Below are 11,408 nucleotides of genomic sequence, written 5' to 3' on the forward strand. Positions count from 1 at the left end.
CGTACAGTTCTTCCATGGAACCGATTCGGGTCATCCTGTTGCCCGGCGCAGTGCTCCCCGCGGACCTGGCCTATGCCCGCCTGATCGAAGCGCTGGGACCGGACGTAAGTGCCGTTGCCAAGGAACTTGAGCTGTACCGGGAGGACCAGCCACCCGCCGGATGGACCCTGGACACAGAGGTGGACGGCGTCCTGCGTGAGGCCGATGCCCGGGGCTGGCAGACCTTCCACCTGGTGGGCTATTCGGGCGGCGGTGCGGTGGCGCTGGCATTCGCTGGGAAACATCCCGGACGGCTGCAGAGCCTTTCCGTGCTGGAGCCGGCGTGGGCGGGAAGCTGGGACTGGAGCCACTCCTACACGGAGCACCGCCGGCGGTACGACGAACTCGAGGCGCTTCCACCGGACGATTTCATGGCCGGGTTCATTCGGCTCCAGGTGAGGCCCGACGTCGTCCTGCCGCCTGCGGAGGCCGGTCCCCCGCCGCCGTGGATGGCCAAGCGGCCCGCCGGGATCCGTGCCTTCCTGCGCACGTTCAGGGACTACGACCTGGACCGGTCGCGGCTCGCTGCGTTCAGCAAACCCGTCTACTACGCCGTGGGCGGGCTCAGCCATCCCGATGACCAGGGCGACGTGGCCGCCCGGCTGGCCCGGGTCTTCTTCCCGGACTTCCACCTCGAAGTGTTTCCCCGGCGCCACCACTTCGACCCGCCGCACCGGATCGAGCCGGAGCGGCTGGCGGAGTCCCTGCACCGGCACTGGGCTGTGGCGGAGGGCCGCCCCGCCGGGCAGCATGGGGCCCTGGAGTCCCGGGCTTCCTGACCAGGGCGTCGCCTAGACGGCACTGTCCGCTTCCCTAAATGGGTGCGGGAGAACGACGGCGGGTGACCGGCCCACGCAGCCGGCCACCCGCCGTCGTACGTCCTTGACCTGCGTCGCCGCGCCTAGAGGCAGACCGGCTGGAACGCGGGGTCCGCGGGACCGGACGCGCGGCCCAGGGCGTTGCCCACCCACTGATGCACCACGGGATCGTTGGGCGTCTGGTCGTGCTCGAAGACGTCGGCCGGGCACTTGTCCTGGATGGTGAGATTGGTGACCTGGCGCGCGCTCCCGTTCAGGTACTGGCTGTTATAGGGGATCACCACCTCGTCGTACTTCGTGGAGATGACGGTGTACGACGGGCCGGCCACGGTGTCGCCGATCGAATAGAGCTGCTGGATGAAAGCGGAACCGGCCTGCTGGTCCGCGCAGGCAGCACACCCGGCAAGGGTGTAGTCCGGCGTGGGCAGCATGTCCGGCGGCGGGACGATCAGGCCCTTGGTGCCGTGGTTGGACGGCGCGATACCCACCAGGTGGTGGACATACTTGGCGCCGCCCAGCAAGCCCATGTAGTACCGGGGCATCATGCCGCCCTGGCTGTGGCCCACCAGGTCCACCCGCTTGGCGCCGGTGGCGGCGCGGACGGAATCCACGAATGGGGCAAGCTGCTTGGCGGACTCGGCCACGGGAGCGGTGGCGTACACGCCGTTGGTGGCGCCGTAGTTGAGGGCGAACACGCAGTACCCCTGGCTCTTGAGGTACGGCGACATGGTGGACCAGTTCTTCGCCATGCTTTCGAACGTGCCCGGCACCAGGATGACCGGGTAGGGGTGCTCCGCCGACGGTTTGCAGGACCAGTCATTGGCGCCCGGCGGGGAGAGTTCGACGGCCTGGGCGGGAACCGCCATCAGGGATGTGGCAAGGAGCGCTGCTGCGGCAACGGACAAGGCCCGGGATAGGAAGGACATGGAAACCTCTTTGTTCGTCTGTCTTCGGGAAGCCCGGCGCCTGGTGTTGGGGGTCATCAGGCGCCGGGCCGGTTTCCATGCTGGCAGCGCCACGGCCCGGAGGCAGCAAAACTGCACGAATGTGCGGCTTACCCGCTGGTGTGCTGTCATCTCCCCGAGAGAGGCCCGGCAGAGTGTTGTTACTGGTGGGTAGGTACTTTCCGTCGCGCTCACACGTGGACGCCCGCCCAGGGGCAGTTGCACAAACGTGCAGGTAACCCGCCCCTGGCTTCCGGGACGCCGGAACAGTGCGGAGACGCTGGACCGCCGCTACAGCGTCCCCGCACTGTTCCAGCGATTTGGGCGGGTTTTGACAAGCTCAACCAACAGACAGGGCGGGTTTCGACAGGCTCAACCACCGCGTCCGTTCAGAGGGAGGCGCCGCCGCAGATCACGTAGTTCTGGCCCGTGATGGACTTCCCGTGCGGGCCCAGCAGGAATGCGGCCAGGGCGGCGACGTCGTCCGGGTCCACCAGGGCGCCGAGTGCGGGCAGCTTGACCGGGGTTGCGGCGCGGCCGGGGTCGTTCAGCATCGGGGTGTCGGTGGGTCCCGGGGAGAGGACGTTCACCGTGATCCCCCGCGGCGCCAGCTCCTGCGCCCACGTCCGGCCCAGCCCCATCAGGGCAGCCTTCGTGGCGGCGTAGTGACTCTTGCCCGGCATCCCCGTGGAGGTGCGGCTGCCCAGCAAAACGATCCGGCCGCCGTCGGGCATGGCCGGCACCAGCGCGTTGGCCAGCACCGACGCCGCCGCCACATGAACGGTGAACATCCCCGCCAGCGCGGCCCGGTCAAGGGAGCCCAGATGCGCCGTCCGCTGGAACCCGGCGGCGTGCACCAAGGCGTGGGCCGGCCGGAGCCCGGCCACCGCGTCAGCCAGGGACTCAGGATCGGAGAGGTCCGCCTGCAGCCACTCGAACTTCCCGTCCAGGGACGTCTCGGTGCGGCTCAGCCCGGTGACCGACCAGCCGTCGGCCAGCAGCCGCCTGGTGATGGCCTGACCGATGCCCGAACTGCACCCGGTCACCACCGCATGCTGCTCAGTCATTGATGGAGCCGTCCTCCAGGCCGCCCGGCGTGGTGCTGCCGTCGTACGCCCACTGCGGGTCCACCCGGACAAACTTGATGGCCTGCCGGAAGTACGTGTACGCGATGTTCAGCGCACCATCCGGGCCCTGGTGGATGGACGGGTAGGAGTACTCGCGGTTGAGCCCGTCGCGGGAGTTGTTGGACAGGCAGTACCCGTCCCCCACGTCCAGGTTCCGGCGGATGGGCCACGTGCGGCCGGAGTCCTCGGAGATCGCCAGCGTCATCGGCGAGCGCGGCGTCCCCCAGAAGGCGCGCTTCACGCCGTCGTCCTCGGCAAAAACGGAGGCGTCCGGCTCGGCCACCTGCCCCTGTTCCTCCGCCAGGCCGTCGTCGTCGATCTCGTCGTAGAGGGACAGCCGCCGCTCGGTGCCCTCCCCCGACCGTGCGTGGTTGTAGACCAGGGCCAGCCGGCCGTCCGCCAACGCAACAAACTGGATGGACGAGTTGTTGTTCGGCAGCTCGGTGGGGACCGGCTCGCTCCACGTGGACCCATCGTCGGTGGAACGGGATTCGTAGATCGAGTCGGCCCAGCGGCTGCGGAACAGCGCCAGCAGGGAACCATCGGCCACGGGCTGGATGTTCATGTGGACGCAGCCCAGGCTGCCGGGCAGCACGGTCTCGGTCCAGGTGGCGCCGGCGTCGTCGGAAATCATCACGGCGCTGTCGTCGCTGTTGCCCACCCACTTCTCGCCCGGGGTAGTGATGCAGCGGAAGATCGGGATGATCAGGCGGCCGGAGGGCAGCACCACGGGCAGCTGGCGGACGAACACGCCGCCTGTTTCGTTCGTAGCAAAGAGCGTCTCCACCGGCCCCCACGTGCGGCCGCTGTCCAGGGAAATACGACGCCGGACCTCGGCGGTGTCCTGGTTGCCTGCCTTCTGCGCGGTGTACAGCAGCCAGAGGGCACCGTCGGTGTTGGTGAACAGGATGGGATTCTGCTCGGACCGCGCAGAGTCGTCGGAGAGCTGCTCGGGCGCGGACCACTGGCTGCTGCCCGGTTCCAGGCTGGAGAACCAGATGGAAATGTCCGGCACGCCTTCCTGGGTGCCGCCGAACCAGACGCAGCCCAGCCGGCCGTCCGGGAGGGTGAGCAGGTTGGCGGCGTGGCTCTGCACGGTGGGGGCGGGCAGGTAGGCGAAGTTGGCGCCGTCGGCCGTTTTGACAACGCCGTCCGGGGTGATGGTGCTGTACGCGTCGGTGGTGGTGTTCGTCATGGTTACTTGCCTTCCTGGGTTCCGACGGCGGAGCGGGCGGCGTCGAGGTGGGACTTGGCGATCTGTTCCAGGTGCGTCAGGTCCGAGGCGATGGTGGTGAACGTGTAGCCCTGCTGCAGCCGCTGCGCCGCAACGGTGCCGGCGGGCGTGTGGATGCCGGCGGCGATGCCTGCGGACGCCGCGGCCTCGGCGATGGTCTCCAGCGCGGCGTTGAATTCGGTCTCGACGGCGGGATCCCCGGGGAAGGCCCCGCCCACCGCGATCGCGAGGTCGGACGGGCCCACGTAGATGCCGTCCAGGCCGGGGGTGGCGCAGATTTCCTTGACGTTGGCCAGGCCCTCGGGGGTTTCGATCATGGCGAAGACCATGGTGGTGGCGTTGGCTTCAGCCGGGACGGGACCGATCCGCAGGGCCGAGCGCATGGGGCCGTAGGAGCGGCCGCCCAGCGGCGGGTACTTTGCTGCCGCCACGGCCGCGGCGGCGTCTTCGGCGTTGTTGATGAGCGGAACGATGACCCCCACGGCGCCGGCGTCCAGTGCCTTGCCGATGGCGGTGAAGTCGTTGGCCTCCACGCGGACCATGCCGACGGCGGTGTGCCCGGCGTCGATGGCCATCAGCCCGTTGAGCACGCCGGAGTAGCCGAGCAGTCCGTGCTGGGCGTCCAGGGCGACGTAGTCGTAGCCGAGGCGGCCGATGCGTTCGGTGGCCACGGGTGCGTCCAGCACCGCCCAGTAGCCCACCGCCTGCTCACGGGCGCGGATCTTGCGGGCGAATTCGAGGGCCAGTTCGGAGGTCATCAGTGTCCTTCAGTCGGTTCGGTTCAGCAAATGTTCGGTTCAGCAAAGGTTCGGTTCGGGAAGAGCGGGTCAGCGGTTGTAGGCGGGCATCGGGCCGCGCAGCGAGGTGCCCACGGCGTCGCAGGCTTCCACGACGTCGGCCGGCAGCGGGCCGTTGGCCACGGCGGCGATGTTGGCGCGCAGCTGCTCCACCTTGGATCCACCCAGCAGCAGGGACCCGACGCCGTCACGGTAGGCGAGCCAGCGGAGCGACAGTTCCGCGAGGGTCATGTCAGCGTCGGCGGCGACCCGGGACAGCTCGCCGATCGCGTCGAACAGCTGCTTGTCCCAGTACCGCTGCGTGTACATGGCGGCAAGCTTGGAGTCACCGTAGCGGCCCTCGGTGGGCTTGGCGTCGAAGCTGTGCTTGCCGGTGAGCAGGCCGCCGCCCAGCGGGTTGTAGACCATGGTGTGCACGTTGTGGGTGGCGGCGAACTCGAGGTACTCCTCCTCCATCCGGCGGGCCACCAGGTTGTAGAGCTGCTGCGCGACGACGGGCTGCGGCGCTCCCACTTCCCGCGCCGTGTGGATCACGTCGGCGATCTGCCAGGCGGCGAAGTTGGACACGCCCAGCGCGCCGATCTTCCCTTCGGCAACCAGCTCAGCAACAGTCGAAAGGGTCGAGGTTAAAGGCGTAGCCCGGTCCGGTTGGTGCAGGTAGAACAGGTCGATGCTGTCCACGTTCAGGCGGCGCAGGCTGTTCTCCACGCTGGCGCGCAGCCCGGCCGGCGACAGCGGCGAGTTGGAGCCGTGGTCCGCGTGCGGCATGCCGGCCTTGGAAGCCAGGATGACGCCGTCGCGCTTTCCCTTCAGGAGGCGGGCGAGCATCTCCTCCGTGACCCCGCCGACGTACGCGTTGGCGGTGTCGATGGTGGTGATGCCGGCGTCGAGCGCTTCGGAGACCATCCGGCCGGCGGTGGCCTCGTCAACGGTGTCGCCGAACGTCATGGTTCCCAGGACCAGCCGGGAGATGGGGAGTTTCAGGCCGTCCACCTGGGCGCCTTCGGGCTGCGTGCTCATGCGTTGATTCCTCGTGGTTGCGGATGCGGGAAGAGTTAGGAGAGTTACTGGTTGGACAGGGCCAGGGAGCGGACAATGTGCCTGGGCTTCAGGCCCGTCATGGTGGAGGGATCCAGGGCCGCGCGGCGAAGCTTACGGGTGTAGTCCTCCTTGGGGGCGGTCAGGACGGACGCGGTGCTGCCGTGTTCCACGAGCTTGCCGCGCTGCATCACCATGACGCTATCGCTGATCTCCTGCACCACGCCAAGGTTGTGCGAGATGAACACGTAGGTGATGCCGGTTTCGTCCTGGATGGATTTGAGAAGCCGCAGCACCTGCGCCTGCACGGAGACGTCCAGGGCGCTGGTGGCTTCGTCGCACACCAGCAGTTCGGGCTTGGACGCGAGCGCCCGGGCGATGCCGATGCGCTGGCGCTGGCCGCCGGAGAACTCGCCGGGGTGCTTGTCCAGGGACCGGACGGGCAGGCCCACCTGGTCGATCAGCTTGGCAGCGGCCTTGTGCCGTTCGGCCTTGGAGCGGATGCCCTGCAGCTTCAGCGGCTCGGCCACGATTTCCTGGGCGGTCATGTGCGGGTCCAGCGATCCGTACGGGTCCTGGAACACCATCTGGAACTTGGAGCGCATGGGCCGCAGCTTCGCTTCGCTCATGGAAGCGATGTCCGTGCCGTCCAGGTTAATGCTGCCGCTGGTGGGGGTCACCAACCGCATGAGCGCCTTGGCGATGGTGGATTTGCCGCAGCCGGATTCACCCACGACGGCGATCGTCTTGCCTTTGTCCACGGCGAACGAGACGTCATCCACGGCCCGGAACGTGCCGCCGGGGACGTGGTAGTCCACCACCAGGTTGTCGACGGCGAGGAACGGCTTAGTCATTGCGTGCTCCGGTCTGGGTGAGGGCTGGGCTGGTGGTGGCAGCTGAGCGGCGGCCGGTGGCGGCGGGCGTTTCGTCCCACTCCCCCAGCACGGGGACGGCGGCCAGCAGGGTCTGGGTGTATTCGGTGGCGGGGTGGTCCACGATCTGCTGCACCTCGCCGGATTCGACGAAGGCGCCGTCCTTCATCACGTGGATGCGGTCCGAGATGAGCCGGGCCACGCCGAGATCGTGGGTGATCATCAGGATCCCGATGCCGCGCTGTTCCTGCAGTTCCAGGAGCAGGTCCAGGATGCCGGCCTGCACGGTGACGTCCAGGGCCGAGGTGGGCTCGTCCGCCACCAGCAGCTGTGGCTCGGAAGCCAGCGCGATGGCGATCAGCACACGCTGCAGCATGCCGCCGGAGAGCTGGTGCGGGTATTTCTTCAACTGCTTTTCCGGGGTGGGAATGTGTACCTGTTCCAGGAGCCGCACGGCCCGGGCCTGCAGGGCGGCCTTGTCCTTGGCTGATGCGGCGCCGGCGATGCTGATGGCTTCGAACAGCTGGCTGCCGATCGAGTGGACCGGGCTCAGCGCAGTCATGGGGTCCTGCGGGATCAGCGCCAGGGTCTTGCCGCGCACCTTGTTGATGGCCTTGGGATCAGCGGAGATGTCGACGCCGTCAATCACCACGGTGCCGGACAGCACCGCCAGGTCCTCGGGCAGCAGGCGGAGGATGCCCATCGCCGTCGTCGACTTTCCGGAACCGGACTCGCCGATGATGGTGACCGTTTCGCCGCGGTGGATGCTGAAGCTGACGGCGTCCACGGCGCGGATGATGGCGGTGTCCGTGATCAGTTCCACCTGGAAGTCGCGGACCTCCAGCAGCGGCTGTTCGGTGAACGTCGGCTGTTCGGTAGCCTCCGCCTGTGCGGTGGCCTTTGCGGCCGGGGTCTCGGATGAGGCGGTCATGTCAGGCACCCTTCTTCTTGCGGCGGGGGCGGTCGCGGAGGCCGTCGCCCAGCAGGTTGACGCCCACCACCATGAGCACGATCACCAGGCCAGGCAGGGTGACCATCCACCAGGAGGTGGTGATGTAGTCCTGGCCGTCGGAGATGATGCGGCCCCAGGTGGCGAAGGGCCGCTGCGGGCCGGCGCCCAGGAAGGACAGCGCGGATTCGAGCAGCACGGCCTGGGCCAGCAGGAGCAGCACCACCAGGGTTGCCTGCTTGATGACGTTGGGGATGATGTGTTGGATGAGGATCTGGATGCGGTGCAGGCCCAGGATCCTCGCGGCGGAGACGTACGGCTTTTCGCGTTCCACCAGCACCATGGAGCGGGTGAGGCGGGCAACTTCGGGCCATTGGGCGATGGCGATCACGAACGTGATCACGGGGATGGACGGGCCGAAGAGGGCCACCACCAGGAGCAGCATCATGAGCAGCGGCAGGGACATCTGGGCTTCGAGGATGCGGGAGATGATGGTGTCCACCCAGCCGCCGAAGTAGCCTGCGGCGGAACCAAGTATCACGCCGATGGCGCCGGAAACCAGCACCGCCAGCACGCCGATGGTCAGCGAGACCTGGCCGCCGTGGAGGACGCGGGAGAGCAGGTCGCGGCCCAGCTGGTCGGTGCCGAACAGGTGCCCGTCCGTCAGCGGCGGCAGGCGCCGGGCGGCGAGGTCCTGGAAGTTGGCGTCCGGCAGCGGGAGCACGTTGGCCAGGATGATGGGGATGATCACCAGCAGGGTGCAGATGGTGCCCACCACCAGTTTCCACTGGGCGGATTTACGACGCCGGGTGGCGCCTGCCTTGGCGATGTCCGCCTTGGTGACGGCGCTGGGGCTGGGCTGCTTGGCCGGTGCGCCCGGCGCACCCGGCGTGGGAGTTGCCGTATCGATGCTCATGCTGTGGCCGCCTTTCCAAGACGAACGCGGGGATCAAGGAGCGGGTAGGCGAGGTCGATGAGCAGCTGCACGCCCACCGCCAGGAGTGCGGTGATGAGGACCGTGGCCTGGATGAGGGGGTAGTCGCGGGTTTCGAGGGCCCGGACAATCAGGGAGCCGACGCCGGGCCAGGCGAAGACGACTTCAACCACCACCACGCCGTTGAGCATTGCGGCGAACCGGGTGCCCAGGGCGGTGAAGACGGGGATGGCGGAGTTGCCCATGGCATAGCGCCAGGTGAGCAGGGAGCTGCGGACGCCGCGGGAGCGGGCCACCGTGAGGTACGGGGCGGCGAAGTTGGCGGTCATTTCGCGGCGGACCATGCGGGAGATCAGGGCGATCTGCAGGATGGCGATGGTGATGGTGGGGAGCACCAGCCCGCCCCAGGTGGCGAAGCCGGAGGCCGGGAAGATGGGGACCAGCACGGCGAAACCGGTGAGGAGCATGATGCCGGTCCAGAAGTCCGGCATGGACTGCCCGGCGATGGTGAGCACGTTGACGCCGAACTCGCGGCCGGTGTCCGGGCGGCGGGACATCCACACGCCCAGCGGGATGGCGACGACGGCGGTCAGCAGGATCGCGGACGTGGCCAGGGTGAGGGTGTAGGGCATGCGTTCGAAGACCACCTGCATGGCGGGTGCCTGGAACGAGTAGGACTGGCCCAGGTTGCCGGTGACCAGCTGCTGGATGAAGATCCAGTACTGCTCCAGCAGCGGCTTGTCCAGGCCGAACTGTTCGCGGACGGCGGCGAGCTGGTCGCTCGTGGCCAGGGGGCCGGCGTAGGAAACGGCGGGGTCGCCGGGGGCCATGCGGATGAGGATGAACACGGTGGACACCGTGAGGAACACGGTGAGCAGGCCCTGTCCCAGGCGTTTGAGGATGTAGTTCGTCATGGCTTAGGCCTCCAGCCGGACATCAACGAGGGGGTAGGAGTTGGTGGGGGCCAGGTTGATCCCGGACACCCGTTCCCGGTGGGCGAGGACTGACTTGGGGACGAAGGCCCAGGCGCAGGGCCAGGTGTCCCAGACCGCCTGCTGGGCTTCGTTGAGCAGTTCGGTCCTGCGGGCCGGGTCCGCTTCGGCGGAGGCTGCCTGGATCTTGGCGGTGACCTCGGGGATCACGTAGCCCTGGTAGGTGTCGCGGGTGGCTTCCTTTTCGGGGGTGCCGGTGTACATGCCCTGGAGCATGGTGATGGCAAGGCCGGTGGGGCTGGGGTAGCCGTTGCCCAGGAGGTCCCAGTCGCCCTGCTTGCCCTGGCGCCAGGCGAGGATGTTGCCGCCGGGTTCGAACTGCTGCAGCTCGGCCTTGACGCCGATCTTGCCGAACATTTCCACCAGGGCTTCCATCACGGAGGTGTCGGAGGCGAACTCGCCGGTTTCCCAGATGATCTTCAGGGTGAGGTCCTTGACGCCGAGTCCGGCGAGCCGGGCCTTGGCCTGCTCGGGGTCGTAGACGTATTCGCCGGTCTTGTAGTAGCCGGTGAGGCTGGAGGGGGTGACGCCTTCGGCCTGGGTGACGGAGTCCACCAGGACGTCCTTCACCAGGGACTGGCCGTCAATGGCCATGCTGAGGGCCTGCCGCACGCGGGGATCGGCCAGGGGGTGGCCGGCGGGCTTGCGGAAGTTGAAGAAGATCTGGTTCAGGCGGAGGCTGGAGGATTCCTGCAGCGTGACGCCGGGCAGGCCGCCCAGCTGTTCGCGGGAGTCGGGGGTGATGGAGTCGATCACGTCCACCTCACCGCTGCGGAGGGCGATGACGCGGCTGGATTCCTCGGGGAGGAAACGGACTTCCACGTTGTCCACCTGCGGGGCGGGTCCCCAGTAGTTCTGGTTGCGTTCCAGGCTGTAGGTGCCGGCGCCGCGGTTGAACTTGGTGACCACGTAGGGGCCGGTGCCCAGGCCTTCCTGCAGTTCTTCAGGCTTGTTCTGCGCGGCGGGGGTTATCAGGATCATGCTCATGAGCGAGTCCAGGATGGGGACGGGCTTCTTGGACACCATCTTGAAGGTGCGATCGTCCACGGGGACAACCTCGGGGAATTCGGGGAAGAAGCCGGCCACGAAGGAGCCCTGTACCTGCTTGTACATCTTCAGGGCGGTGGCGACGTCCTCCACGGTGACCGGGCTGTTGTCCGAGTAGCGGATGCCTTCGCGGAGGGTAACGGTCCATTCGGTGGGGCCGGTCATCTCGAACCGTTCGGCCAGGACCAGGATGGGCTTGGTTTCGGGGCCGATGGCGGTGAGGCCCTGGCGGACCGCGCGCTGCACGGTGACGGCGGCGTCGAACTGGTTGAGCTTGTTGTCCAGGCTGACCAGGGAGCGGTTGAGTGCCAGGGTCAGGGTGCTGGGACCCGGGAGGCCGGTGGGGCCTGCGCAGCCGGCCAGGCTGCCAGTACCCAGCAGAAACCCTGCAGCCGCGCCGAACTGCAGCAGGCGGCGGCGGGAGATCTCACTTCCTTGAGGAAGAACGGTCATCGTTGACCTCTCGGTAGGTTGGGGGGTTCGGCGGGCGCCGGGGTGGCGGCGCCGAATGTTGTGTCCATCACTTTGCCACTCCTGCGCAGTTTGCGCAACCCCTCTAGCGTGTTTCGCGCAACCGTGTCATGATGATGGAAAGCTTCCCGCAGTCAGCGGGTTCC

General features: G+C 67.9%; 11 protein-coding genes. 1 reads left to right on the forward strand and 10 read right to left on the reverse strand.

Annotated elements, in window-relative coordinates; translation table 11 throughout:
* The first annotated feature begins 14 nt into the window (after positions 1-14).
* Positions 15-818, forward strand: a complete 804-nt coding sequence (locus QE394_RS03545; RefSeq protein ID WP_349033728.1) for an alpha/beta fold hydrolase — start codon at positions 15-17, stop codon at positions 816-818.
* Positions 819-940: 122 nt separating this feature from the next.
* Here QE394_RS03545 and QE394_RS03550 read toward each other — a convergent pair whose 3' ends face one another.
* The 10 genes from QE394_RS03550 to QE394_RS03595 all read right to left on the reverse strand — a co-directional run bounded on the left by QE394_RS03550 (position 941) and on the right by QE394_RS03595 (position 11,244).
* Positions 941-1,783, reverse strand: coding sequence for an alpha/beta fold hydrolase (locus QE394_RS03550; protein WP_349033729.1), 843 nt, complete (start codon positions 1,781-1,783; stop codon positions 941-943).
* Positions 1,784-2,190: 407 nt separating this feature from the next.
* Positions 2,191-2,868, reverse strand: coding sequence for an SDR family oxidoreductase (locus QE394_RS03555; protein WP_349033730.1), 678 nt, complete (start codon positions 2,866-2,868; stop codon positions 2,191-2,193).
* On the reverse strand, positions 2,861-4,123 hold the full coding sequence (locus tag QE394_RS03560) for an exo-alpha-sialidase (protein WP_349033731.1): 1,263 nt from the start codon (positions 4,121-4,123) through the stop codon (positions 2,861-2,863). The genes QE394_RS03555 and QE394_RS03560 overlap by 8 nt, the downstream gene beginning before the upstream one ends.
* A 2-nt stretch (positions 4,124-4,125) precedes the next feature.
* Positions 4,126-4,920 (reverse strand): aldolase/citrate lyase family protein, encoded by a 795-nt coding sequence (locus QE394_RS03565; protein ID WP_349033732.1) that lies wholly within the window; start codon positions 4,918-4,920, stop codon positions 4,126-4,128.
* 69 nt (positions 4,921-4,989) lie between these two features.
* A complete protein-coding gene (locus QE394_RS03570; protein WP_349033733.1) occupies positions 4,990-5,979 on the reverse strand; it encodes an aldo/keto reductase in 990 nt (329 codons plus the stop codon).
* 44 nt (positions 5,980-6,023) lie between these two features.
* On the reverse strand, positions 6,024-6,851 hold the full coding sequence (locus QE394_RS03575; RefSeq protein WP_349033734.1) for an ATP-binding cassette domain-containing protein: 828 nt from the start codon (positions 6,849-6,851) through the stop codon (positions 6,024-6,026).
* Positions 6,844-7,800 (reverse strand): ABC transporter ATP-binding protein, encoded by a 957-nt coding sequence (locus QE394_RS03580; RefSeq protein WP_349033735.1) that lies wholly within the window; start codon positions 7,798-7,800, stop codon positions 6,844-6,846. The genes QE394_RS03575 and QE394_RS03580 overlap by 8 nt, the downstream gene beginning before the upstream one ends.
* A 1-nt stretch (position 7,801) precedes the next feature.
* Positions 7,802-8,734 (reverse strand): ABC transporter permease, encoded by a 933-nt coding sequence (locus tag QE394_RS03585; protein ID WP_091718765.1) that lies wholly within the window; start codon positions 8,732-8,734, stop codon positions 7,802-7,804.
* A complete protein-coding gene (locus QE394_RS03590; protein ID WP_056082251.1) occupies positions 8,731-9,666 on the reverse strand; it encodes an ABC transporter permease in 936 nt (311 codons plus the stop codon). Before QE394_RS03590 ends, QE394_RS03585 begins: the two co-directional genes overlap by 4 nt.
* 3 nt (positions 9,667-9,669) lie before the next feature.
* On the reverse strand, positions 9,670-11,244 hold the full coding sequence (locus tag QE394_RS03595) for an ABC transporter substrate-binding protein (protein ID WP_349033736.1): 1,575 nt from the start codon (positions 11,242-11,244) through the stop codon (positions 9,670-9,672).
* Positions 11,245-11,408: the final 164 nt, after the last annotated feature.

It is taken from the genome of Pseudarthrobacter sp. SORGH_AS 212, assembly GCF_030818145.1.
Taxonomy (GTDB): Bacteria; Actinomycetota; Actinomycetes; order Actinomycetales; family Micrococcaceae; genus Arthrobacter.